Here is a 25,255-nt window from a genome sequence, read left to right as displayed (position 1 = left end):
GTGGCCGAGAGCTTTTTCCGTAAGCGTTCGGCAATTACACCTTGCTCTTGGGTATTGGCATAGCGGCGATCAGGCTGCCCACCTTATCCTCCATCCGTTACCGCCCCAACACCAGATGACTACGCCTGAAGTCTTTTCGTGGAAGTCGATGGATTTCAGCGAGCGTTGGTTAACATAGAAAAACTCTAATTCACGCATACGGATTTTGGTGCTTACGCGATCTGTAGTGGAAGCAGGATAGCCTCCTGCTTCCACGAGTGGATTGCTAGTTAATGGGTTTGCTGATCGATCCCGGCCTGTAACGCCTGGCTATCACTGTGCCCGCCGACCCTCAGCGGTCCAAGGTTGAAGGCTTGATCCTTACGTATGGCGTCGTCCTGTTTCTGGGTCAATTCGTCCTTGGCGCCCAGCACCAGGTTGACCGGTGACTTCGACAGGTTCAGCCCGACATCCGCTCGGTAATCGCTGCCGGCCAACGTCGTTGCCGTGACCTTGGAACCACCCAGGTCGACCTTGCCCTGGTCCGCGCTGATCCGGGCGCCAGTCAGGTGGGTTTCGCCACTCACCTGCAGGTTGACGCCTTGCGTGCGGATGCCCGACGCTTGAGTGACGCTGTCTTTCACCACATGGCTGACGTCCAGGTTCAACGTCGGGGTGTAGGACGTGTTGCCGCTCTTGTCGCCGAACAGCACGTTTTCGGTGGTATTGGCCACCGAACTGCCGGTGGTGTTTTTGCCGTTGACGGCGTAGCTGTCAGTGGTTTTTGGCCAGGCCTTTTCCTTGAGGTCGGACAGGCGAGTGCCCACGGCATCCTTCTTGTCCGCCAGGTAAGCCTTGGCTTTGTCCACGCTCGTACCGAAGGCGCCGCGGGGCTCGGGGTTCACGTCGTAGCTACCGCTGCGGGTGAGTTTTTCGCCCAGGCGTTCCTTGGCGTTGCCAACGCTGTTGACCACGCTGTCCTTGGCCGAGGCCAGGTGCTCGGTGCCCTTGTCCACGGCGTTCTCGAGCTTTTCGCGGTGCTTGTCAAACGCGCCCTCGGCCTTGGCTTGCACCTTGTCCTTGAGCGGGCCGCTGGCCTTGGCCAGTTTGTTGACCACGCCGGGCTGGTTTTTCTCGACATCAAGCTTGGCGTCGACGTTGACTTGGGTGCTGCTGACTTGATCTTTGCGGCTCTCGACGACGAGGTCGCCGCCGACATTGCCACTGACCTGATCGGCTTCAATTCGCGCGCCGGCCAGATGGGTGTCACCGGCACTGTTGATCACCACCTTATTCGCCTTGATCAGGCTGTCGTGCTGGGTGGTGCCTTGCAGGTGATCCACGTCGACCTTGGCCCGCGCATTGATGCCGTGCTGGGTCTTGGGGGTGTCATGTTCACCGGCGTCGGCCAGGGTGGTTTTGCCGCCGCTGCCGCCTGCGCCCAGGGTCACGCCCCAGCTGTTATGCGCCTGGGTCGATTGCGCCGACTCTTGCAGGATGCCGCCGTTTTGCGCATCCAGATTGACGCTGTCAGCCACCACCTGAGTGCCTTGCAGGTGGATCGCATCCGCCGCGTTGGCGCCGCTGGTGAGGCTCACTTTGCCGTTGCTGTGCAACTGCCCGCCGCTAACGCCTTGGTCGTTTTCGGCGACTTTGCCGATGTTGAAGTTGGCGCTCAGGCTGCCGGTGGTGCCGCTGCTTTCAGCGCTGCTGGTCTTGCCGGCACCGACCGTCAGGCCGCCGCCCAGGTTGCTGCCGCTGCTCACGTGCGTAGCGGTGGCCGCTTGCAGATTCAGCTTGCCGCCAGCGTTGAGGCTGATGTCACCGGTCTTCGCGGTGCTGCTGCCGACCTGAGTACCCTGCAGCGTCATGTCGCCACCGCTGCTGAGCTGGATCGGGCCGTTGCCCTGCAGCGTCGCGACACGTGCCTGGCTGTCCTGGGTGTTCAGGCGCTTGTCGTCCAGTTGCACGCCGGCACCGAGGCTGGCGTTCGTACCGTTGCTGCCCGGGGCCGTGCCCACGGTCATAGAACCGCTGCCGCGCAGGCTGTTATTGGTGTTGCTCTGGGTATCGTTGGCCTGGTTCAGCGCCAATTCGCCACCGGCTTTGAGGTTGACGCCTGCCTGGCCGCCGTTGAACTGGCTGCCTTCATAACGCGCGTCGCCTTGGGTCTCGATGTTCACACCCTGGGCCCCGGCGTAGCTGCCGACCACCGCCGTGTTGCTGGATTCGCGCACATCGCTGCTGCCGCCTGCGCCATTGCCGCGCACGTTCAAGTCTTCACCGGTGGTGGTGTAGACGCGCACGCCCACTTTGGCGTCAACGCCTTGCTCGCTGCTGGTGTGGGTGTTGGCGGCCGCCGTGACGAGGTGCTCGCCGGCATTGATCTTCAGCCCGCCCTCACTGGCGTGGTACTGGGTGCCTTCATCTTTCACGGTGTTGGCGACATTGACCTGCACCGTGCTACCGCTGAACTGGCTGACCACGGCGGTACTGTCCTGCTGTGTGCGGGTCTTGTTGGTATGGCCGACTTCCACATCGAGCCCGACATTCGGTTGCTCGAAGGCATCCAGCAGGCCGGGCTGATGGAATTTGGCCTGGGCCACGCCGTCGACGGCTTTTTCGATCGGCCGGGTGATGCCTTTGTATTCAACATTGGCGCCGACGTCGGCGGTCCAACCGTTCTCTTTGTGGGTGCCGGTCTCGGTGTTATGCGCCGCCTGGTTATCGACCTGCGCCGCGTTGACCTGCAACTCAGAACCTGCCTTCACCTGCGCGCCCTGGCTGGTCAGGGTGTTGCCGGCGTTGATCGTCAGCGTGCCGGCCGACGCCACGCTGCTGGTTTGCGCGGTGGTTTTGTGGCTGGTGTCAGTGCTGCTCTGGTGGCTGAACTGCGCACCATTGCCGGCTCGGTCCAGGCCGCCGGTGTAATACACGCCGCCAGCGGTGGTGGTGGTGTCGGTTTGGCTACGGGTGCTGTCATCGGTCGCCAACAGCTCGACGTTTTTGCCGCTCACGGTCGCATCGCCCTGGGTCGCCTTCAGCTCGGAACCCTTGATGCTCACGTCGCCACCGGCCGTGACGGCCAGGCTGCCGCCGCTGAGGCTGGAAGCTTGCTGCTGGGTGGTGTCGGTCTTGCTGGCGTGCTGCTGGTCTGCATAGCTCACACCCGCGCGGTACTGATGCGTGCCGTCGGCGGTTTCCTTGGCGTAGCTATCGAAACCCCGCGTGTGAGTGCTGGTAGTGGTGTGAGAGGTGTTTTCAGCCGACGCGACTTTGATGTCGCCCTTGGCATTCGCTTGCAGTTCGCCTGCCGCAGAGACCTTGGAGCCGCTGACGCTGATGTCCTTGGCGCTTTGCAGTTTGAGGTTGCTGTCCGAGCGCAGGTTGCTGGCGACGACGGTGCTGTCTTTGAGGTTCTTGCGGCTTTCATCCTTGGAGATACCAAAGAACTTGCTGTCGTTGCTGTAGCTATTGTCGTGGGAGGTGTCTTGCACGCCGTCGATCACCAGCGAGCCTTTGTCGCTGATGACGCTGGCCTGTTGGCCACCACGCGCCTGGCTGCCGCTGATGCGCACGTCGTCCGCCTTGACGATCAGCTTGCCATCGGCGTTGACCTTGCTGCCGGTGTTCAGGGTCTTGCCCTTATCGCCATCGCCGTTCTTGCCGAAGAAACTGCCGCCAGTCAGGTCGCCGGAGTAAGCGTTGTCGCTGCTGCTCTGGGTACGGCTGGCGCTGGTGATGTCGACTTGCCGAGCGGCCAATTGAATATCGCCCGCAGATTTCAGTTCGGCGCCTTGCAGTTGCAGTTTTTGCTGGCTGGTCAGTTCCAGGGCTTTGCCGGCCTTGAGGCTGCTGGTGACGCTGCGCTGTTCGCTGCTGGACTTGTCCCAGTTGGCTTTCCACAGGTGCTTGCGGTGGTTGCCCTGGTCGCGGGTTTCGTGGGTCTCGGTGGCGGCGCTCAGTTGCAGGTCGGCGCCGCTGTTGACGCGCAATGCGTCGCCTGCTTCGACCTTGCTGGCCTTGATCTCGGTGTTGGCGCCGGACGACAGCGTGGCATTTTGTTGTGCGACGACGTTGTTGCCGTGCTGACGCGAGTCCTTGTCGGTGGTGGTGCGGTCATAGGTTTCGTAGGTGAACAGGAAGTTGCTGTTGTTCCACTGCTCACGTTTTTCCTGAAGTTTTTGGCTTTCCAGGCTGCTGAGGGTGAGGTTGCGGCCGGCGTCGAGCTTGACGTTGCGTCCGCCGACGTCGGTGGCGGCGAGGCTCAAGTCTTTGGCACTGTGCAAGTCGACATCGCCCTGGCGGCTCTGCACACCGGCGCGGGTGGCGTCGAGGCTGTTGGCGTGGACCTGGCCGCTGATATCGAGGTCGCCGGCCGAGCTGACCTTCACCCCATCACGGCCCTCGACTTGCACCGCGCCCACGCGCACCCCGGCACCTTCGGCGGTGCTGATGATGTTGATACGGCCGGCCTGCATTGCCCCGAACAGGCGGGCGTCGATACGCTGGTCCTGGGTTTTGCTCGCCGGGTCGACCTGGCGCACCTGGCCGCTGGCGTAGTCGACCTGATTGCGGCCGACCTTGAGGTTCAATTGGTCACGCGCACTGAGGCGCCCATCGCTGTCGATACGCGGCGCGATCAGGTTGATCGACCCCGCGCCGTTTTGCAGGCCCTGGCCCTGCACCGTCAGGTGGCCGCTTGCATCGCGAGTGTTCAAGCCTTGCAGCTTGCCGTCGTTGAGCTCAGGGCGGCCCACTACCAGGTTGGCATTTGGGGTGTTGATGAAACTGCCGCCGTTGACGGAAATGCCATTGGGGTTGGCCAGCACATAATCGGCAGCCCGGCCAAAAATCTCCTGAGCGCCGTTGATGGCCGAGGCGTTGCGGCTCACCACTTCGTTGAGGATCACGCTCGCCGCCTGGCCCTGGAACTGCGGATTGGCCGCCAGCTGCCCGGCGAGTTGCGATTGACCAGCCTGCAAGGCGTTGTTCAACACCACGCCCTGGCGGTCGACGTTGTAGTCCAGGAACTGGTTATGGGACAGGCCGCCGGCATTCGGCGCGACGATGTTGACGATGGGCACGCCGCCCTGGTTTTGCAGCTGCGGCGTACCGCCAGGCCCTTCGACGACGGTTAAGCCTCCGGCCAGTACCAGCTGTGGCAGCAGGAACAGGCTGGCGATGGCCCAGCGCAGTTTGCCCTGGGGTGAAAGGTGGAACGTATGGGTGTCAGTCGGCATAAAAAATTCGCTTTGTGTTGGCTGATCCGCGACGTGCGTTGTTCGTTGCAACGCTGCTGTGGTGGTCAGGTACGGCGGTTAACTCAGGCTAAACAGGTGTTGCTCAAATCTGCACGCTAAGGCGCGTCAGCCAGACCTCCGGCTCCTGGCCAAACCCTGCGGGCGTGTTGAGGTTGCGTTGGTAATCGAGGTCCAGTTGCACGTTTTTCCAGCTGAGGTTGAGCCCGGCACTGGCACCGCTCAGGCGCTGGCTTTGAGCGCCGTGTTCGCGCTTGATCCAGCCGTTGTCCAGGCCCAGGCGCGGGGTGATTTTTACCGGCAGGTCGCTGGTGAGCGGCAGGCGCAAGGTGTTGCGCCATACCGCGCCGATGGCCCCGGACGTGATGTTTTCGCGGTAGCCACGCACCGCCGAATCGTCGGTGCCCAGCAGTTGTTCGATGGCAGGCAACGCATCCGGGCTGTATTGCGCCGACAGCTGGCTCTGCCACTGCCACGGTTGCCCCAGCCATTGGCCGTTGCGCCATTGGGTGAGGTTGGCGCGGTACTTATGGAATTGCGCCTGGGGCAGGTTTTTTTGCGTTTGGTCGGCATCACGGTCGGCGCCGAACCATGTCAGGCCTTGGGCGTAATTGACGTCGAGGTTCCACACTGCGCTGTTGAGCCAGAACAGATTCAGGCCAGCCTCGGCCACTGTCAGCGTCGGGCTCTGGATGCCTAAGCGAACCTTTTGCAGGTAGCTGTCGACGTCCTTGTAGGCCAGTTGCAGGTTGGCGCTGAGTTGATGGCCCTGGTCGCGCCACAGCACGCGGTCGGTGCGCAAACTGACCTGGTCGGTACGGCCGCTGTTGTAAAACGTGGCGCGGCTGAGCTTGAACGGCGAGCGGTATTCGGTGTGGCTGGCGAACAGGCTGTAGGTCCAGTACCCGTAAGGGATGGAATAGAACAGGCTGTTGCTGCGGCTGTAGCGCGGCCCGTGGTTGAGCGTGTCGCTGAAGCTCAGGTTGAGCGAATCGTTGAGCTTGAGCGGGCTGTCCAGGCTCAGGTTGATGGCATTGCGATCACGCCCCGTGCCGGCACTGCCGAGGTTATCCACTCCAAGCCCCAGCCCCCAGCGTGACGCCGTGCTGCGCGAGCGCAGGATGATGCGCGAGGCGCCAGCTTCATTGCCAGGGGCGATGTCGGCGGTGAGGTCCACCGAACGCAGGCGGTTGAGCTGGTCCAGGCCTTGTTCCAAATCGCGCAGGTTCAGCGGCTTGCCGAGCATCCCGGGGAACGCGCCGCCTAATGACACCGGCAGGCTCTGGTCGGCCAGTTCGATGGCTTCGAGGTAGCCCTCTTCGACGTGAATATCCAGCGACTGTCCGGCCGCCGGCGGGCTGATCAGGTACGGGCGGCTGGCGATATAGCCGGCTTGCACATACAGCTGGGTGATCTCGGCCAGCAGGCGGTTGATCTGGGTGACGCCCATGCACGGCGCCACGTAGGGTTCGATGCGTTTGTTCAGCTCAGCCTTGCTGAACAGCGTGACCCCTGCCAGGCGCGTGCCACTTAGCGGCCAGCAGCGGTCATCTTTGGCGATGTCTGTTGGCAAGGCCGGCGTGGCCGCTTGCGTACCGAAACTACCGCGTTGCAGTTGCCGTTGGCGCTGCTCCAGGTGTAATTGCTGCAAGTCGCGCTGCTGTTGCTGCTGCAAGCGCAGCGCTTCCTGGCCCGCTTGCGGCCCATCGGCGGCGGCGGCCGGCAGCGCGCACAGGCAGAGCAGGGCGACGCCCAGGCTCTGGATACAATACTGGCGTTGGGTTGAGGGCTGATTTGGCACTCGACATCCTTAACGTAGAAGTACGCACAATCCATACCCATTAGCCAAACGGTGAACTCAGGGATTTTGCACAGTTGAGCCATCATTAAACTGTTTGTTACATCAGTGGCAGGACTTTTTACGTAAAACGTGGGGAATGCCGCGTTATTCACAAAATAAATGCATAGAGGTGGTGCGGGAGGGCCTGGCGACAACTCGTTTGGGCGTTTCATGAGGCGATTTCTGCTCTCATTCTGCTGACTCACCGATCAACCCTGCCTTTCAGACGTATTTACCCCTTTGCCTTTTACAAAAGCCGCTGGGCTAGCATCAGGTTGTTCAATACAAACAGCTGAACATCGGCATTCTGTTCTCTACTCGCCTCCAGGCATCGGTAGTGAATCTTGCGCTTGCCCCGTTACTGCACGCGGCCTTCGCCGTGATGCTTGTAACTGGTTGGCAGCGGCCGTATTTATGGTGATCACGTATCCATTGCGGCGGGGCAACTGACCAATGATGTGGAAGATGCCCGAGCGGCCGTGATCGCCGCGCGCGAACGCCTGGACATTGGCGTCGGGACGCTGGTCAACCGTGAGCACGCCATGCTTTTCAGTGCCGGTGACTTGTTGATCGGCGGCGCGCTGGATGCCCAGGGCCAGGCCACCGGCCAGGCCGGGCTGGTGCATAACGCCAGCGCAAGTATCGAAGCACTCGGCGGGCTGAGCCTTAACAGTGCCGAGTTGCGCAATACCAACGAACACTTCAGCACCCAAGTGGTTGAGGTCAGCCGCGAAGGCGTCCAGGAGTTCCAGCACACCGGCTCTGCCAATCGCTATCGCCCGGATCAGATCTCACTCTACAACGACGAAGTCAGCCACTTGGTCAGCCCCGAGGGCGTGGCCGATAACTACAACCGCTACGACTACACTCGTACCACTACCCAGACCCAGATCCTCACCTCGGACCCGGGTGAAATCCTTTCCGGCGGCTCAATGCTGCTGACCGCCAATTCGGTGTTGAACGACAAGAGCCGGATCATCGCCGGCGGCACGTTGGTGGGCACTATCGGACAGCTCAACAACACCGAAGTCACCGGGCAGCAGACGGTGACGGACAGTGGCACGTTCAGCCATTTGTATCGCATCCATCGCAAGGGCCGTGATCGTCAGGGCCGTTCGACAGCCGCCTACAACCCGGCCGCCAGCGTCACGGATATTTTCCTGCGGCCAACCCAGTACCTGCAAAACACCGCCCATACCGGCAGTGGCCTGCAACTCGGCACTCGCCTGACCAGTAGCGTCGATCAGGCTGCAGGCGGTGCCAGTGCGGCCAAGGTCAATGTGGGCAATGGCCGAGCGCCTGGCCCGGTGCTGGAAGTGGCGGCGCTGCAAGCGACGGCGGCGGGAGGCGTAGGTGAGTCAATCCGTACCGGCGGGCTTAATGTGCAGGTGCCGGACAACAGCCTGTTCCACCTCAATCCCCAGGCCAACCCGAACTATCTGGTGGAGAGCGACCCGCGTTTCACCAGTTATCGTTCCTGGCTGTCTTCCAACTACATGCTGGATCGGCTGCAACTGGATCCGGGCCTGACCCTTACGCGGCTGGGCGATGGTTTCTATGAGCAAAAACTGATCCGCGAACAGATTGCCCAACTCACCGGCAGACGCTTCCTCGACGGCTACGCCAATGATGAGACCCAGTACCGCGCGTTGCTCGACAGTGCGCTGACCTACGCCGGCAAGTGGAAGCTGGTGCCGGGTGTGGCGCTCAGCCCTGAGCAAATGGCCCAGTTGACCAGCGACATCGTCTGGCTGGTGAAGAAGGACGTAACCCTTGCCGACGGCAGCGTGACGCAGGCGTTGGTGCCGCAGGTGTATGTGCGGGTGCGCGACGGCGACCTGGATGGCTCCGGTGCACTAATGGCGGGCAACGTGGTCGACCTCAAGCTACAAGGCGACCTGGTTAACCGCGGCACGATCGCCGGGCGCAGCGTGCTGGCGATTTCCGCCGACAACCTGCAGAACCTGGGCGGGCGCCTGACCGGTGGCGAGGTGGAGGTAAAAGCCCGCACCGACTTGAACAACCTCGGCGGGTTGATCGATGCCTCCACGCGCTTGAATACGGTTGCCGGTCGCGATATCAACATGGTGTCCACCACGCGCAACACCGAAAGTGCCCAGGGCACCGCCACGGGTATTTCGCGGGTTGCCGGGTTGTTTGTCTCCGATGCCAAGGGTGAACTGGTGGTGAACGCGGCGCGCGATATCAACCTGAGTGCGGCGCAGATCGTCAGTTCCGGCAAGGACGGCAAGACCACGGTGGTTGCTGGCCACGATATCAACCTGGGCACGGTGACCCAGAGCCGTGAACAAAGCGTGCAATGGAACGCCAGCAACTGGCGCAAGGACGCGAGCCGCACCGATGTCGGCAGTGTTATCCAGGGTGAGGGCGAGGTACGCCTGATCGCGGACAATGACCTCAATGCCCGAGGTGCCAAGGTCGTCAGCGAGCAGGGCGGGGTCACCGTTTCGACAGGCCGCGACGTCAATTTAAGCACCAGCCAGAGCTACAACTTTGTCGACGAGGCCCATAAGGTCACCGGCAGTAACAGCTTGTTCTCCAGCAAGACCACTTCAACCCGCGACACCGTGAGTGAAACCCGCGCCCAGGCCACCACCCTCAGTGGCGAGACCGCGTGGGTCAAGGCCGACAATGACTTGAATGTGCGCGGCAGTAACGTGGTCTCCACCAGTGGCACCACCCTGGTAGCCGGGCACGATGTGAATGTGGTGGCCGCCACCGACCAGCTCAGCGAACAGCACTTCAAGGAGGTCAAGCAAAGCGGGCTGTTCAGCGGTGGCGCCATCGCGGTGACCATCGGCAGCCAGCAGCGCAGCGACAAAAACCGTACCGCCAGTGAAACGGCGGCGGCCAGCACCATCGGCGCCACCGATGGCAACGTGAGTATCCTGGCCGGCAATGCCTACCGCCAGGTCGGCAGCCAAGTGACGGCGCCCAAGGGCGATGTGAACATTGCCGCGCGGTTGGTCGATATCCTTGAGGCCCGTGACCAGCAACACATCACCCAGGAGACCAAGTTCAAGCAAGGCGGCCTCACGATTACCGTAACCAACCCGGTGATCGAAGCCGTGCAGACCGCCCAGCGCATGAAAACCGCGTCCGACCGCACCGATGATGGCCGGCTCAAAACACTGGCGCTGGTCAACACCCTGATGGGGGCGGGCAACGGCTATATCCAGTATGACAAGGACCGGTCCATGGCCGGCGGCATTAATATCAGCATTTCGGCCGGCACCAGCAAGAAGGAAAGTAAAACCGAGCAGACCTCCAATTCGGCCGCCAGCTCGTCGGTGTTGGCCGGTGGTGATGTCAACATTACCGCGGCCGGCGCCGGCAAGAACAGTAACCTGACCGTACAAGGCAGCCAGATCACCGCCGGCCATGACGTTAACCTCAAGGCCGACGGCGCTATTGCCTTGCTGGCCGCGCAAAACACGGTGCAACAGCGCACGACCGAAAAGGGCAGCAACGCCAGCCTTGGGATTGGCATTGCCATCGGCGGCCAAACCACTGGCATCAGTTTTAACGCAGGGGCGTCCCAAAACCGCGGCAAGGCCGATGGCGATGATGTGGTCTGGAGCAATACCCATGTGGACGCCGGTAATAAGGTCTCGCTCGATTCCGGTGGCGATACCCGACTCAAGGGCGCAGTGGTGAGTGGCAAGCAAGTCACGGCCGATGTGGGCGGTGATTTCAGTGTCGAAAGCCTGCAGGACACCAGTACCTACAAGGCCAAACAGACTAGCCTGGGCGTGGGCGTGAGTATTTGCGTGCCGCCATTCTGCATCGGCTCATCGAGCTTCACGTTGAGTCAGAACAAAGGCATTCAGAAATCCAACTTTGAAAGTGTCACTGAGCAGAGCGGCATTCGGGCCGGGGACGGTGGTTTTGATATCCGGGTCAAGGGCAACACCCACTTGGTGGGCGGCGTGATCGCCAGCAACGACAAGGCGATTGCCGATGGCAAGAACAGCTTGAGTACCGGCTCATTGACCACCGCTGACCTGCACAACAGCGCCAAGGCCAGCGCCGACAGCAGTGGGCTCACCCTCAGCAGCGACTTTGTCGGCCAGGGCATGTACGGCGCCAGCAAGGCCTTGTTCAGCAACTACCTGGATGCAGGGAAGGCTTCGGACTCTTCCGAGGGCAACACGCTGAGCGTGGTGAGTGCCGGCAATATCCTCATTACCGATGCCTACCGCCAGCAGCAATTGACCGGCCGTGATGCCAGTCAAACCGTGGCCAGCCTTAACCGTGACACCGCCCACTCCCATGTTGGCGCCGAGCGTCAGGACCTGGACAAACTGCAGCGTACCGCCGAGGCGGAGCAGTCGATCAAGAATGAGGCCTATCGCCAAGGGGTGCAGTTTACCGATAAGGCGTATCGCACCATGTTCAAAACGCCGCCACAGATGTTGGCGCTGGAGCTGGATGAACAGGGCAATGTGAAGGAAGGCGCGGACCAAAAGCCGTTGTTCCGTGTAGTGGGTGATGCAGAAAGGCAACATCTGCAGGCGGATGAAAACAACGTAGTCAACGTAGCCCTCAATGGCATTTTCAACGACGACAAAGCCGCGGCTAAATACGCGGCTCAGCATCGCGACCCTGGCGCGACCGGGCCACAGTATTTCATGTGGTTTCCCAAGGCGGACAATACCCTGTCGGAGCTGTTGATTGCCGGGTATCAGAAGGCGATGGATAACGACTTTTTCGGCTTGACCAACTACACCGCGGCCTCGCGCCAGTTGCAGCTCGACTATGGCGCCACTGGCTTGCACCTGACTGAACACAGTCGCGGCACTATGACCGGTGGCAACTCCCGACAATCCATTTACAACATGCCTGATGCTGCCGGGTTACTCAGCAAGACTACGGTGTATAACTTCGGTGGCGCGTTCAATGTTTACACCGCCGATGAACAGTTGGCCTTTTTGCAAAACCGTTCGGCCGTCACCGACCCAGTCGAACAGGCGAAGATGGTTCTTAAATACGAAGTTCATAACAACGACCCGGTGGGCAGGTGGTTCTTCATGGGCAATAACCCGGGTACTGGCGGCGTAATACCTGAGGGCAGCAGCTTGCTCAAGGAGTTGGGCAATGTCTTCACCGGTGATACGACCATGCACAGCTGTTATGGCAGTGGTGCGCAAGCCTGCGCAAGATATTGGCCGCAAGGCAAGCCGGTGCTGGTGCCTGTCAGCCCGAGAAAATAAGGAGATTGATCATGTGGCTTAAACCTATGGCATTGGCGCTGCTGCTTGCTACCCTCGTCACCGCCTGTTTCAGCGAGCCCTTTCAGCCCCCGGCGGCTGATGCGGACTTATGGGAGAAACCCGGCGCGAGCAGCAAGGATGTCTTGACCTCCATGTTGGCTTGCGGTGAGAAGAATGGCTCCGGCATCGATCCCAATGCCAGCTTCCAGGAGCGGGCGCAGCGCTTTGTGTGTATGAAGCGCTCGGGCTACACCCGGCGTGATGGTTTTGACGTCTGTGCGTTGCGCACCCAAGAACCGTTGAAGGCCTGTGAGTCGGCGCAATGAAACCACAAAAAAACCGCCCTCTTTTTGAGGGTTCGTCACTCAACACGATAGGGACATCACCTGTGAAATATGCAATCTGCGCCACCTTGCTGCTGTTACTGAGCGGCTGTCTGACCATGTCGGGTGAGTACACCGTGACGGCTCAGGACGCCTCCGGCGCCCCGTTAACCAAGCTCGGCACGTTCACCGCCGAGGGCCATAACATTTACCCCATACGCAATGCGTTCTGCCTCAATGCGCCGGGGGCGACGGTCATCATTCGCGATGCCCGGACCGGCGAGGAACTGAGCAGCGAAAGCCCTTATCACTGCCGTTAAGCCTCAAAAAAGGACTTCCATGAGAGCGTTTCTGATAGCCGGCCTGGCCGTGGCCGTGAGTGGCTGCGGCAATATTTCCAATATCCGTGCTTACAACACGCCCTATGTTGAACCCACAGCAGGGGATACCGCACGCTTGCGCGTGATCACCAATGGCGTGGCGCGCGGTGTGCCGGGCCGTGACTGCATCGACTGGCGTGTGCCTGGCGCCGGGGTGATGACCGTGTCCGAATCCGGCTTTGCGGGTCAGAATAATGGCCGCAGCCTGGGCATGCCCGAGAGCAACCGCCGGGTGGAGGCGCAAGGCTCGGCGCGTAGCGAACTGAAGGTGCCGGCGAACAAGCCTTTTGCCATGAACTTCCAGAGTGAGGGCTATGTCTCTGGCGGCAATTCCTATAGCTGCAGGCAGAGCTTTCACTTCACCCCCAAGGCCGGGCAAGATTACGAACTGATCCTGCTGGACGGTGGCCAGTGCCTGGTCGCGTTGCAGCGCTTAAACCCAGCTGGAAAACCTGAAAACGAGCCTGTTGAGAAGGCAGGGCTGTGTAGAGCATTGGATGCCTTTTAGCTTAGCGTATTCAGAGTTCCAGCTATAGGTGGCTATCCGGACATTGCGGATAGTTCAAACCTAAACGTGAGCCGAATCAATGCGCATCGGGGCGTGGCCTTTAGCCGACTTGACATACCAGGCGTATCCAAGAGGCAGAGAAGTGAGCCAGCTTGCACTTGCGGAGGAGGCAAGCTGGGCGAAACCAGAACCGAGTTGGTCGTCCGCTTTTGAGGTAGACATCCAGACAAAGGCCAATCGTTTTCTGGCGCTGTCACGAGATGGAGATAGATGGCATCACCGACCACAATTTTTCTGACATGTCCGCTTATGGCCGAATTCAATCGGTCGTCACAGGCAGAAAACGGCCAAAAGTGGCCGCTCATTACGTAGGAAATTCGGGCGATTCAGCAGATGACGTGTTGAGCTAATCAAACGTTACGACAAAACAATGTAGTCATTGCGCTGAATGATGCCGTCGTGTGGTCCCTCAACCAAATGAACGTATCGTCCTTCTATCGCATCAATCGGCAAACAGTCGTCCACATCCAGCACACCATCAGTATGGGCCTGGACCCAGTGCTTTAAAATCTCGCGTTTACCGAGGCTCATCGCCTCCCGCTTATCTTTCGCAACTATCAGAGAATAGTGATGCGCTTCGCCAAAGGATTTAACTTCATACCCGCCTAAATTGATAAAGTACAAACGCATTGATCCAGGGCGGGGAGCTAATTCACTTAGTTCTAACTTCCAGCCTGCAACTCCATCAACTGCCATCCATGCATCAATATGAAGGCCTACAGGAGATCCAAACCAACTCTGTCTAAGCTGAGGATATGCATCCTCTAAGCTATCAGCTAATACGAAGGCTATATCATGGACTTCAATTTTCGCTCTAGGATGTTTTCCGCCTAACATTACAATAAAAAGCATTATTCGCCCTGCTATAAATTAAAAATGGAACAGCTCAAATAATTGCGGGCCATATTATCATGCTTTAAACGCCATTAACATCGCACCGACAATTGCACGCAAGTCAAAAAATCAAATCAATAACCTAATAAAATTCATATAAACACACCTCCTACAACGCCATGCGTAAATGGTGATGAAGGATCAAAGAATGTAATTATACAGGTGTCAGTCAGGCCTCTATAGGCATCGAGTAGGCGTTCGGGGTTAACATTTTCGGGGGCTTCACCGCCTCCCGAACGCGTGCGCAAAGACCTGTGGTCGATTCAGAAAGTAGTAAAGTCCGGAGACGAGGACTCACAGGACCAGCCCTCCTGGTAAATATTCACACCCTAACTGAAGGTGCTGCAGCCCTTCGTGAAGGGCAGGTTAGCGTCGTTTGCCGCCAGTCAGGCGTAAACTCAACAGCGTTATCGGTGATGGGTTGGAACATCTAAGCCCGTAGCCCCCAAAACACAGGCAGTACAGCACCACGATTCATCCGTGGACTCGCTCAATGATCCGCATCGATTCCATCTGGATCGCCACCGAGCCGATGGACATGCGTGCCGGTACCGAGACCGCGTTGGCTAGAGTTATCGCGGTGTTCGGTGCGACGATTGAACCAAGACAAGTTTCACTGGCCAGGTATCCGGCACGGATCGGACGTCGAACTCGACAACGAGCAACTTCAGGCCTTGATACTGGGCTTGCCTTGGCAGCGGATAGCCGCGGGCGGCTCGATCACAGTGCTTTAGCTGCCATTACCCAGAACGCTCAAGAATGACGAATAAGGATCTTAAACTTCAAAGAGCCGACGCACCTGCACGGAATCGGCGTTACCGCTTTGTTCAAGAGGAAGAAAGTAACGTAGTTGCCATTGCTGTGTCCTAACGGCCTCTTTGGCGACTGGTTTGACCCAAGGTGGATAAACGCGGATAGCGCGCTTACCACCTTTACCGTTAGTCGCCATGATGCCCTTTGATGCCAGTATTTTCTGGTCGAAAACAAACTGTCCGCGATGCGTTGCATCGAACACACTCACCACAACAAAGGCTACGCCATCATCGATATCGAGAGGTGCAATGATGCTGCCTGACGTCGGGCGCTTCCATATTGTGACGAACTGTCCAATCTTCGTCGGCGTTGTTTTAGCCACACGGAAGACAATGGTGTGTCCGTCGAGGCCAAAGCGGGAGGCACCATACTCGGCACTCTCAGCCTCGCGTATAGCCAGATCCGTCAATTGCATTCCCGCCGGCGTGTACACATCCTGGATAGCCGCTATCAGATCGTTTGGAATATAGCCGAGGCCAGGGTCTGCCGCGCCCGCATATTTTGTGCCTTGTTCAGTTAAATCGAATTTCAAAGGGAACAACTCCTAAACCACTCATTGGCCACACGATCCAATCCAGAACATATGCTACGCCCTTCGACATACCGAACGGACTGCGGGCGATTACATCGTGTGATTACGCAAGGTGGGATAGCCAGCCGCTTACGCTTTGGATAGGTCCTTCGTGACAGGAAGCTTCTGGCCGAACGCGGCCATACGACAAGTGCCCCGAATCGTGGGCAATTTGGTAGTTCGTGTTCGGCCGGCAGGTACCCCCCGGAAAGTCTAAGAAGTCACTAGATGAGGGGTCACATAGACCCACGCGGCATATGTGAAGAAACACATGCCAGTGCAGAAGCAAACAAATCCAATCAGGCTTGCCCCCCACATCAAACATCTCGCTTCACGCTGCGTCCCGCCCTGACTACTGCCAGCCCCCCTTGCCATTTTCATAACACTTGACCTTCCCCTCATGGCAAGCCGGATAAGACCTCCAGTGTTGGTTTGTCCTGAAAATTACAAGGAGGTACACGATGTACGGCAAGCGCATAACCCTGGTCGCCGTGGCGATAGCTGTCGTGTTCACGCTGGGTGGCTGTAAAGAGAGCGCGCCCGCGGCCGATGCCGCCAAGCCGCCTGGTGTGCCGGTGGCCGAGGTGGTTGCGCAGCCGGTGACTCCGTTTGTTGAATACACCGGTTCCTTGACCGCGATTGAGCAGGTTGAGTTGCGCCCGCGTGTCAGTGGTTATCTGCAAAGTGTCAGCGTGCCTGAAGGGCAATCCGTGGCCAAGGGCAGCCTTTTGTTTATGATCGACCCGCGGGAGTTCCAGGCGGCGCTGAACGCTGCCAAGGGCCGTTTGCGTGAGGCTGAGGCCAATGCATTGCTGGCCCAGGCCGAGCATGGTCGGGCTGAGCAACTGTTCGCCAAAAAGGTGGTGGCGCGGGATCGTCTCGACAGCGCCATCGCCTCGTTGAATGCCGGCAGGGCTCAGGTCGACGCCGCCAAGGCTGCGCTGGATGCTGCACAACTGGACTTGAGCTACACCCGCGTCACTGCGCCCATCAGCGGGCGTGTCGACCGCGCCCTTGTCACCGAGGGCAACTACGTCACCCGTGGGGTGACGCCGCTGACGACGATCGTTTCTATCGACCCGCTGCATGTGTATTTCGATGTCGACGAGCGCACCTATCTGCGCTCGCTTGCCGCGACTCGGGAGGTTGCTGCGTCGAAAGGGGAAAAGGCCGCCAGGGTCATGGTGGCGATGCTTAACGATGCAAGCTATGCACGCGCCGGGCGGGTGGACTTCCTGGCCAATGCGGCCGACCGCAAGACCGGCACAGTGCGTGCGCGTGCCGTGGTCGACAACCCGGATGGGCGCCTGACGCCGGGGCTGTTCGCCAAGGTCAAGCTGGACATCGGCGCGCCGCAACCCCGGGTGTTGGTGGCCGACCACTCGATTGGCACTGACCAGGGCCGCCGCTATGTGCTGGTGGTCGGCGCAGACGACAAGACCGAATACCGTCCCGTCGAACTGGGGCCGATGGCCAACGGCTTGCGCGTGATTGAGCAGGGCCTGCAACCGGGTGAACGCATTGTCGTCAAGGGGCTGGTGCGCCCCGGCATGCAGGTGACGCCATTGGCCGCCAGGATTGATGGGGCGCCGTTGGATGCGCCGTTGGTGTTGGGGGGCGTGCAATGAGCTTCCCACGCTTTTTCATTGACCGGCCGATCTTCGCCATCGTGCTGTCGGTGTTAATGATGATCGCCGGCATCGTGGCCTTCTTTCATTTGCCTCTCAGCGAATACCCCGCCGTGACGCCGCCCACGGTGCAAGTGACGGCTTCTTATCCGGGCGCCAACCCCCAGGTGATCGCCGAGACGGTGGCGGCGCCCCTTGAGCAGGTGATCACCGGCGTCGAGGGCATGCTGTATATGACGTCGCAATCGGCGACCGATGGCCGCATGATCCTCACCGCGACCTTCGCCCAGGGCACCAACGCGGACATGGCGCAGATCCAGGTGCAGAACCGCGTCTCGCGGGCCCTGCCGCGTTTGCCCGAAGAGGTGCAGCGCCTGGGCGTGGTTACGCAGAAGACCTCCCCGGACATCCTCATGGTGGTCCACCTGCTGTCGCCCGACCAACGTTATGACCCGCTCTACATCTCCAACTATGCCTACCTCCAGGTGCGCGACGAGCTGTCGCGGATTCCGGGGATCAACGACGTGCTGGTGTGGGGGGCGGGCGAGTACAGCATGCGTCTGTGGCTCGACCCGGACCTGATCGCCGCCCGTGGCTTGACCGCAGGCGATGTAATTACCGCAGTGCGTGAGCAAAACGTGCAAGTGGCGGCCGGCTCGGTCGGCCAGGCGCCTGACTCCAGCGCGGCGTTCCAGGTCACGGTCAATACCCTCGGGCGCCTGACGGACGAGGAGCAGTTTGGCGACATCATCATCCGCACCGGTGATAACGGCCAGGTGACGCGTCTGCGCGATGTGGCCCGTGTCGAAATGGGCGCCGATGCCTACGCGCTGCGCAGCCTGTTGGACGGCGAGCCGGCCGTTGCCCTGCAGATCATCCAGAGCCCGGGCGCCAACGCGCTGGATGTGGCGCAAGCGGTGCGCGATACCATGCAGCGTCTGGAGGCCAATTTCCCCGAGGGCATGGTGTCGCGGATTGCCTATGACCCGACAGTGTTTGTGCGTGCATCGCTGGAGTCAGTGGCCATCACCCTGATGGAAGCGATCCTGCTGGTGGTCCTCGTGGTGGTGGTGTTCCTGCGTAACTGGCGTGCGTCGCTGATCCCGTTGATGGCCGTGCCGGTGTCGATCATCGGCACCTTTGCGGTCATGCATCTGATGGGTTTCTCCCTCAATACCCTGTCGTTGTTCGGCCTGGTCCTGTCCATCGGGATTGTGGTCGACGATGCAATCGTGGTGGTCGAGAACGTCGAGCGGCATATCGAGAACGGTGAGGAGCCGACGCAAGCTGCGCGGCGAGCGATGGGCGAGGTCACCGGGCCGATCATTGCGATCACCTCGGTACTCGCTGCGGTGTTCATCCCCACCGCCTTCCTCAGTGGCTTGCAAGGTGAGTTCTATCGGCAGTTCGCGCTGACCATCGCGATTTCCACGATCCTGTCGGCGGTCAACTCCTTGACCCTCAGCCCGGCACTCGCCGGCCTGTTGCTGCGCCCGCGCGACGCTGCGGTGGTGCATGACCCGCGCAGCCTGCGCGGTCGCGCCGCGCATCTGGTGCAAGTGCTGAGCCGGCCGTTCCAGCGGGCACCGCAGGCGTATGGCAACACGGTGCGCAAGGTCGCGGGTCGTCGCGGCGCGGCGCTGTTGGTGTATGGCGGCTTGCTGGCGCTGACCTGGTTTGGTTTCAACGCTGTACCGGCGGGCTTCGTGCCGATGCAAGACAAGTACTACCTGGTCGGTATCGCCCAGTTGCCCAATGCGGCCTCCCTGGATCGTACCGATGCGGTGGTGCGGCAGATGTCGAAAATCGCCCTGGATGAGCCGGGCGTCGAAAGCGTGGTGGCGTTCCCTGGGCTGTCGGTCAACGGCTTCGTTAACGTACCGAATGCTGCCGTAATGTTCGTTATGCTCGATCCGTTCAAGGAGCGTACTTCTCCCGACATGGCTGCGGTCGCCATCGCCGGGCGCCTGCAAGCCAAGTTCGCGAGCATTCCCGACGGTTTCCTCGGTGTATTCCCACCGCCGCCAGTGCCCGGTCTTGGAGTGACCGGAGGCTTCAAGCTGCAGGTTGAGGACCGGGGTGGGGTCGGGCTCCAGGCTCTGGTGCAGCAGACCCAGGTGCTGATGACAAAAGCCACCGAGTCGGGCCAGGTCGCCGGGTTGATGACCAGCCTGGACGTCAACGCGCCCCAACTGAATGTCGATATCGACCGCACCCAGGTCAAGAGCCAGGGGGTGCGACTGGCGGATGTGTTCGAGTCTTTGCAGGTCTACCTCGGTTCGCTGTACGTCAACGACTTCAACCGGTTCGGCCGCACCTACAAGGTGACTGCCCAGGCCGATGCGGACCACCGTATGCAGGCCGAAGCCATCGGCCGCCTGCAGGTGCGCAACGCGGCCGGGGACATGCTGCCGTTGTCGGCGTTTGTCACCGTCACACCGAGTTCCGGGCCCGATCGGGTGATTCATTACAACGGCTATCCTTCGGCCGATATCTCCGGCGGAGCGATGCCCGGGGTCAGTTCCGGGCAGGCCGTCGCACTCATGGAGCGCCTGGCACAGGAGGTACTGCCCGAGGGCGTGACCTATGAATGGACGGACTTGACCTACCAGCAAAAGCTCGCTGGGTCATCGGCGCTGTTCATTTTCCCGCTGTGTGTGTTGCTGGCCTATCTGATCCTGGCCGCGCAATACAACAGTTGGTTGTTGCCCCTGGCGGTCTTGCTGATTGTGCCCATGTGTCTGCTCAGCGCGATCATCGGCGTTTGGTTGGTGGACGGCGATAACAACGTGTTTGTACAGATCGGGCTGGTGGTACTGGTCGGCCTGGCTGCGAAAAACGCCATCCTGATTGTCGAGTTCGCTCGCAGCCTTGAAGCCGAAGGCGCCAACCCGCTGGAAGCGGTTATCCATGCGTGCCAGCTGCGCTTGCGACCGATTCTGATGACCTCGCTGGCGTTCATCGCCGGTGTGGTGCCGCTGGTATTTGCCAGCGGTGCCGGGGCCGAGATGCGCCATGCCATGGGGGTTGCGGTGTTTGCCGGGATGTTGGGGGTGACCCTGTTCGGTCTGTTCCTGACGCCGGTGTTCTACGTGGTGATGCGCAGCCTTGCGCTGCGCAAGGTTTCGAGTCCGAAGCTGCAGTTGGAGGAGCGCGTGTCATGAAATTGGCCTATCAAGCGTTTCTGGTGTCGTCGCTCCTGCTGGCTGGCTGCACCGCAGTCGGGCCCGATTACTCCGCGCCGGTGTTGCCCGCCGCGCAACGGCCAGCAAGCTTCGGCGCGCCCATTGCCGGTCTTGGTACGGGCGATGTCGAGGTGCAGTGGTGGCGTGTGTTCGATGAGCCGGCCCTCAGCCAATTGATCCAGCAGGCGCTGGCGGCCAACCACGATATCGGCATCGCGGCCGCGCGGCTCGACGAAGCCAAGGCGATGTTGCGCGAGAGCCGCCAGGGCTTCTTGCCCAGCGGCGGTACCGCGTTAGGGTATGAGCACCGACAGCGCAGCGAAGTCGAGACCCCCCTCGGCCAGCAGCGCTCCCTTGAAACCACGCGCGCGGCGCTGGATGCCGCCTGGGAAATCGACTTGTTCGGCCGCGTCCGGCGCTCGGTGGAGGCGGCGCAGGCTCAGGCGGGATCGCGCCAGGCGTTGCTGCGCAGTGTGCAGGCGAGCGTCGCCGCTACCGTCGCGGCAACCTGGTTCGAGCTGCAAGGGGTCGAAGCCGAGCAGGCGGTGGTGGCGGACATCAGTCAAAGCCAGCGCGACAGCCTGGGCCTGGTGGAGCACTTGGTCAGCGTAGGCGCCGCCACCGAATTCGATCGGCTGCGTGCCGAGGCCTTGCTGCGCAATGTCGAGGCGGTAGCGCCTGGCCTGGAGCGACGTCGGGCAACCACCACCAACGCGTTGGCGGTATTACTGGGGCAGGCGCCACAAGGGTTCAAGCCACCGCAGGCCCGGCCCGGCCGTGAGACCTTGAACCTGCGCACCCTGCAGGTGGGCGACCCGGCCGGCTTGCTGGCCCGGCGCGCCGATATCGCCGCAGCCGAACGGGTGCTGGCAGCCGAGACCGCGCAGATCGGCGTGGCAACAGCCGGTTTGTATCCGGATATCCAGGTGCAGGGTTCCATCGGTCTGCTGGCCGGAAGCCTCGGCGCCTTGGGCGACTCGGGCATGCAGTCGAACTTTATCGCACCGGTCATTCGCTGGTCGCTGCTGGACACTGGGCGCGTACGTGCGCGGATCGCCGCCAGCGAGGCGCGCACCCAGGCGGCATTGATCAGCTACGACCAGACCGTATTGCGCGCCCTGCAAGAAACCGATGACGCGTTCCAGGCCAACAGTGCTGCAGGCAGCACCTTGGGCTTGCGGCTGCTGGAAGCGGCGGCCAACCGTGAGGCGGCGAGGTTGGCCCGCACGCGTTTCACGGAAGGTGAGGGGGTGTATCTGGACGTCCTGGAGGCCGAGCGCGCGGACTTCAGCAGCCGCCGCGCACTGACTGTGGCGCGCACCGAGCAGCGCTTGGCGGTGGTCGGCATCTACAAGGCATTGGGCGGTGGCTGGCAGATCTGCGAGCAGGCGGGGCAGGTGTGCAGCGGTGCTGCGGCACTGCGTTAGACACCGTTGTTGTACGCAAGCGCGCTGCTTGCGGTGTTCGGCGAAGAACGGCCTGGCGGCAGATTTCCTGTCGCAAGCCACCATTTATCGAATGAGGAGTCACCCAGATGGATACCAAGCAGGTTCTAACCGTTGGCCTGGCAGTGCTAGGCGCGGCGACAATGCCGTCGATGGCAGCCCAGGAAAGCATCAAAGGCACGTTCGCGCTGCCCGGCGAGAGCGAAAAGGCTGTTGGCGCGCTGATCGTCAAAGAAACCGGCCCACTGACACGTGAGTTGTCGATTGCCTTTACCGACAAGGCCACCGGGCAACCGATCGTGCAGTTTGACGAAGAACTGACTCAACGCCTTCATGTGCTGGCGATCGACAGCCATTTCACCAGTTTTATCCATGAGCACGCGGCCAAGCTGGGCGCTGATGGTCGCTTCAAGGTCGCGATGAAGTTTCCCCGGTCGGGCACCTATTACGTCTATGCCGATGCCGTGCCGAGCGGGCTTGGCCAGCAGGTGGTGCGCTTCGAGGTGCCAGTACAGGGCGGCAGCGATGCGGTGGCCCAGGCGCCGTCTAAACCGGAGCAAGGTAGCGATGGCCCGTACACGGTCAAGTTGGACACGTCCGCCCTGCGTGCCGGCAGCGAAAGCATGATGTCGCTGACCGTGCTCAAGGATGGCAAGCCGGCCCAGGACCTGGACACCTACCTGGGTGTGGCGGCCCATGCGGTTTTCGTCAGTACCGATGAGCTGGACTATGTGCATGCGCACGCCATGGCGGCGCAGGCCGCCCACGGTGACCATGGCGACCCAGGCGCAGTCTCGGCGCAGTTGATGCTGCATGCCAAGCCCGCGCATGCGGGGCCTTATGCCTTGTGGATTCAATTCAAGGGTGGCGACAAAATTCGTACCGTGCCTTTCCTCGTGACAGTTCCCGCCGCGTCCTGAAGCCTCCCCCCCGGCATCCTCGCCTCGCCGTTGGTCAGCCATCGGCGGGGCGAACAGCCCTGGTTACGGGCTGTTTCAACTCAATGAAAAGAATTTTCCTACAGGTGTTGACCTTGCCACTGGAGGAACCTTTAGGATTTTTTTCGAGTACGCAACCATCATAAAAATAAGGATCAAAGGGGTTATCAATGGATACTGCTGCCCTGCAACAACGCCCGGACGCCCATCAGTGCACCATCGCTTCGGCGCTGATGGCTGATGCTTTGAAGCCCGGCGCGCCATACACCCAGGTCACCAGCGCGCTGGAAGCGCTGCTCGCGCTGACCCGGCAAGGCCTGTCGGGAGACGCCTACGCCTACGCCCACTACCAGTCAGCACTGCTGCAACTGCACATTCCCGGCGAGCCGCGCACCGAGCCGACCCGTCGCTGGATGGCCAGTGAGGTTTACCGCGTCGAAGATGAGTTCGCCGCCGACCTGCCGAGTTTCACCGCACTGCCGGCGGATGAGTTCCGCAAGCAGGTCGATGCTGAAATCGCCGCACGCAGCCGGGTCAATCATCCCATGTCGGTGCACCTGTTCCAGGGCACGCCGCCGGTGCAAGACGTGCGCTTCTTCCTGGAACACCACTGGACCCGCTCTTACAACTTCTACAGCCTGCTGGCCGAACTGGCCTTTCGCTTCGAAGCCATTGAGGACGCGTCGGTGTTCTACCGCAACCTTTACGGCGAGGCAGGGGCGGAGACACCGGAGCGTTCCCACCCGGCGATGCTGGCCCACCTCATGGAGTATTTCGATATTCCGCTGGCGATTGACTTCCCGGCACTGCATCCCCTGGAAAAGGCCTACCTGAACAATCGCATTCGTTGTGTGCGGCACACCGATGTGGCGTGGGGCCTGGCGTTGCTGTACGCCGTCGAGTCGGTCAGTTGCGTCAACCATCGGCGCATCTACGAGTTGTTGCAGCGCCTTGAGGTGCCAGAGGGGCCCAGTGAGTTCCACCGCCTGCATGGCACCCAGGATGAGATCGACACCGAGGAAATGTGGGCACTGATCGCCAAGTTCGCCAGTGATGAAGGCTTCCAGCGCATGTTCATGCGGGCGCTCAAGCGTCACTTCGAAATCAACAAGGCCTACTTCGACAGCCTGTGGCAGCAGATGCAGGAACAACGCCTGCCCGCCTGATCCTCCCAGCGACCCTAGAACAAAAAAATGGAGCACATGATGAGCCCACGTAATTTTTCGCTGCCGCAATTACAGAGCATTCACACCGCTGAAGCCCGCCTGCTGGCTGAGGCGCTCAAACCTGACACGACATTCAACCGTATCGAAATTGCCGCCAATATGCTGCGCGCCTTGTGCGAATCGGGCCACCGGGGCGATGCCGCGAACGCGGCGCAGTGTCAGCAATTGTTGTACATCCTGTCGCTGAGCGATGACGTCGCCACTGCCTCGACCCGGCGCTGGCTGGCCAATGCGATCTATGGCGTGCAAGAGCGTTTCATGCCGTCTGCGGACCTGGCATCGCCCTTGTCCGAAGCTGGCTTCCAACAGCGCCTGGAAGAGGAAATCGCCGCGCAGTCGCGCGAAAACCATCCGATGTCGCAGTACATATTTGAAGGCAAGGCCTCCCGTGAGCAACTGCAGGTGTTCCTGCATCACCAGTGGTTCCGCACCTTCCGCCTGTACCGCGACGCCGCGGACCTGCTGGTCAACCTCACCGACGTGGACGAGGCAGCCGCGCTTGGCCGTTACCTCTACGGCGAGCTGGGCGAAGAGGACGAGCAGCGCTCCCACCCACGGCTGTTGGCCAAGCTCCTCGGCGCCGTGGGCCTGCCTGCCGATTTCGACGCCATCTCGACCATGCCCGAAGAGATCGCCTACCTGAACAACCGGGCCCGGTGCTTTCGCAACCCGGATGTCGGCTGGGGCCTGGCGGTGTTCTACATCACCGAACTGGTGGTTCCCGGCAACCACGGCAAGTTGTACAACGCCTTGCGCAACGCTGGCCTGAGCCAGGACGACGCGGAGTACTACGAAGTGCATATCAGCCTTGTCCCGCCGCGGGCCAAGCGTGAATGGGCGCTGATCTCACGGCGTATTCCGGACCTCGCGTTCCAGAATTCATTCCTGACGTCCCTGGCCCAGCACTTCCGGCTGGAGAGGGCTTATTACGACGCTGTCTGGGAAGAAGTGCAGCGCGTGAAGTAGCCCT

The 25,255-nt window shown here is 60.8% G+C and carries 15 protein-coding genes; 11 read left to right on the top strand and 4 right to left on the bottom strand.

Annotated features, from left to right (window positions below):
- Nucleotides 1–269: 269 nt before the first annotated feature.
- The gene (locus PSH80_RS17445; RefSeq protein WP_305417712.1) at nt 270–5,222 is read right to left on the bottom strand and encodes a hemagglutinin repeat-containing protein; all 4,953 of its coding nucleotides are present in this window, start codon (nt 5,220–5,222) and stop codon (nt 270–272) included.
- Nucleotides 5,223–5,325: 103 nt separating this feature from the next.
- Nucleotides 5,326–7,041, bottom strand: coding sequence for a ShlB/FhaC/HecB family hemolysin secretion/activation protein (locus tag PSH80_RS17440; protein ID WP_057960146.1), 1,716 nt, complete (start codon nt 7,039–7,041; stop codon nt 5,326–5,328).
- 497 nt (nt 7,042–7,538) lie between these two features.
- Here PSH80_RS17440 and PSH80_RS17435 point away from each other — a divergent pair, with 497 nt between their 5' ends.
- The 4 genes from PSH80_RS17435 to PSH80_RS17420 all read left to right on the top strand — a co-directional run bounded on the left by PSH80_RS17435 (nt 7,539) and on the right by PSH80_RS17420 (nt 13,525).
- Nucleotides 7,539–12,314 (top strand): hemagglutinin repeat-containing protein, encoded by a 4,776-nt coding sequence (locus PSH80_RS17435; protein WP_305417710.1) that lies wholly within the window; start codon nt 7,539–7,541, stop codon nt 12,312–12,314.
- Between the two features lie 11 nt (nt 12,315–12,325).
- Nucleotides 12,326–12,640, top strand: a complete 315-nt coding sequence (locus tag PSH80_RS17430; protein ID WP_046068324.1) for a hypothetical protein — start codon at nt 12,326–12,328, stop codon at nt 12,638–12,640.
- Between the two features lie 62 nt (nt 12,641–12,702).
- Nucleotides 12,703–12,957 (top strand): hypothetical protein, encoded by a 255-nt coding sequence (locus tag PSH80_RS17425; protein WP_015371087.1) that lies wholly within the window; start codon nt 12,703–12,705, stop codon nt 12,955–12,957.
- Nucleotides 12,958–12,976: 19 nt separating this feature from the next.
- Entirely contained in the window at nt 12,977–13,525 is a 549-nt protein-coding gene (locus PSH80_RS17420; protein WP_128593356.1) for a hypothetical protein, read from the top strand.
- Nucleotides 13,526–13,942: 417 nt separating this feature from the next.
- On the opposite strand, the gene PSH80_RS17415 is transcribed toward PSH80_RS17420, so the two are convergent.
- Nucleotides 13,943–14,437, bottom strand: a complete 495-nt coding sequence (locus tag PSH80_RS17415; RefSeq protein WP_057441699.1) for a DUF1543 domain-containing protein — start codon at nt 14,435–14,437, stop codon at nt 13,943–13,945.
- Nucleotides 14,438–15,021: 584 nt separating this feature from the next.
- Here PSH80_RS17415 and tnpB point away from each other — a divergent pair.
- On the top strand, nt 15,022–15,213 hold the full coding sequence (gene tnpB / locus PSH80_RS17410; protein ID WP_370693704.1) for an IS66 family insertion sequence element accessory protein TnpB: 192 nt from the start codon (nt 15,022–15,024) through the stop codon (nt 15,211–15,213).
- Nucleotides 15,214–15,254: 41 nt separating this feature from the next.
- Here the strand turns inward: tnpB and PSH80_RS17405 are convergent, their stop codons facing one another.
- Nucleotides 15,255–15,824: a MepB family protein gene (locus PSH80_RS17405; protein ID WP_305417702.1), complete on the bottom strand. Its 570-nt coding sequence runs from the start codon at nt 15,822–15,824 to the stop codon at nt 15,255–15,257.
- Between the two features lie 500 nt (nt 15,825–16,324).
- Between PSH80_RS17405 and PSH80_RS17400 the strand changes: the two genes are divergently transcribed.
- From PSH80_RS17400 to PSH80_RS17375, 6 genes are all read left to right on the top strand, one after another.
- Nucleotides 16,325–17,491 (top strand): efflux RND transporter periplasmic adaptor subunit, encoded by a 1,167-nt coding sequence (locus PSH80_RS17400; RefSeq protein WP_186625958.1) that lies wholly within the window; start codon nt 16,325–16,327, stop codon nt 17,489–17,491.
- Nucleotides 17,488–20,655 carry an efflux RND transporter permease subunit gene (locus tag PSH80_RS17395; protein ID WP_169990031.1) on the top strand — a complete coding sequence of 1,056 codons (3,168 nt, stop codon included), beginning with the start codon at nt 17,488–17,490 and terminating at the stop codon, nt 20,653–20,655. Before PSH80_RS17400 ends, PSH80_RS17395 begins: the two co-directional genes overlap by 4 nt.
- Nucleotides 20,652–22,103 (top strand): efflux transporter outer membrane subunit, encoded by a 1,452-nt coding sequence (locus tag PSH80_RS17390; RefSeq protein WP_128593349.1) that lies wholly within the window; start codon nt 20,652–20,654, stop codon nt 22,101–22,103. The genes PSH80_RS17395 and PSH80_RS17390 overlap by 4 nt, the downstream gene beginning before the upstream one ends.
- 107 nt (nt 22,104–22,210) lie before the next feature.
- Nucleotides 22,211–23,041: a hypothetical protein gene (locus PSH80_RS17385; protein ID WP_289142024.1), complete on the top strand. Its 831-nt coding sequence runs from the start codon at nt 22,211–22,213 to the stop codon at nt 23,039–23,041.
- A gap of 188 nt (nt 23,042–23,229) precedes the next feature.
- A complete protein-coding gene (locus PSH80_RS17380) occupies nt 23,230–24,225 on the top strand; it encodes an HOASN domain-containing protein (RefSeq protein ID WP_305417696.1) in 996 nt (331 codons plus the stop codon).
- A gap of 39 nt (nt 24,226–24,264) precedes the next feature.
- The gene (locus PSH80_RS17375; RefSeq protein WP_057441693.1) at nt 24,265–25,251 is read left to right on the top strand and encodes an HOASN domain-containing protein; all 987 of its coding nucleotides are present in this window, start codon (nt 24,265–24,267) and stop codon (nt 25,249–25,251) included.
- Nucleotides 25,252–25,255 lie beyond the last annotated feature (4 nt).

Origin of the sequence: Pseudomonas sp. FP818, from assembly GCF_030687335.1 — a bacterium.
GTDB classification, from domain to species: domain Bacteria; phylum Pseudomonadota; class Gammaproteobacteria; order Pseudomonadales; family Pseudomonadaceae; genus Aquipseudomonas; species Aquipseudomonas shahriarae.
The sequence above is the reverse complement of the archived record's forward strand: the minus strand, read 5'-3'. Positions and strand labels throughout refer to the sequence as shown.

Coding starts and splice junctions, on each gene's coding strand:
- PSH80_RS17380 (WP_305417696.1), top strand. CDS start 23,230: ATGGATACTGCTGCCCTGCAACAACGCCCGGACGCCCATCAGTGCACC.
- PSH80_RS17390 (WP_128593349.1), top strand. CDS start 20,652: ATGAAATTGGCCTATCAAGCGTTTCTGGTGTCGTCGCTCCTGCTGGCT.
- PSH80_RS17415 (WP_057441699.1), bottom strand. CDS start 14,437: ATGCTTTTTATTGTAATGTTAGGCGGAAAACATCCTAGAGCGAAAATT.
- PSH80_RS17430 (WP_046068324.1), top strand. CDS start 12,326: ATGTGGCTTAAACCTATGGCATTGGCGCTGCTGCTTGCTACCCTCGTC.
- PSH80_RS17395 (WP_169990031.1), top strand. CDS start 17,488: ATGAGCTTCCCACGCTTTTTCATTGACCGGCCGATCTTCGCCATCGTG.
- PSH80_RS17385 (WP_289142024.1), top strand. CDS start 22,211: ATGGATACCAAGCAGGTTCTAACCGTTGGCCTGGCAGTGCTAGGCGCG.
- PSH80_RS17445 (WP_305417712.1), bottom strand. CDS start 5,222: ATGCCGACTGACACCCATACGTTCCACCTTTCACCCCAGGGCAAACTG.
- PSH80_RS17420 (WP_128593356.1), top strand. CDS start 12,977: ATGAGAGCGTTTCTGATAGCCGGCCTGGCCGTGGCCGTGAGTGGCTGC.
- PSH80_RS17400 (WP_186625958.1), top strand. CDS start 16,325: ATGTACGGCAAGCGCATAACCCTGGTCGCCGTGGCGATAGCTGTCGTG.
- PSH80_RS17375 (WP_057441693.1), top strand. CDS start 24,265: ATGAGCCCACGTAATTTTTCGCTGCCGCAATTACAGAGCATTCACACC.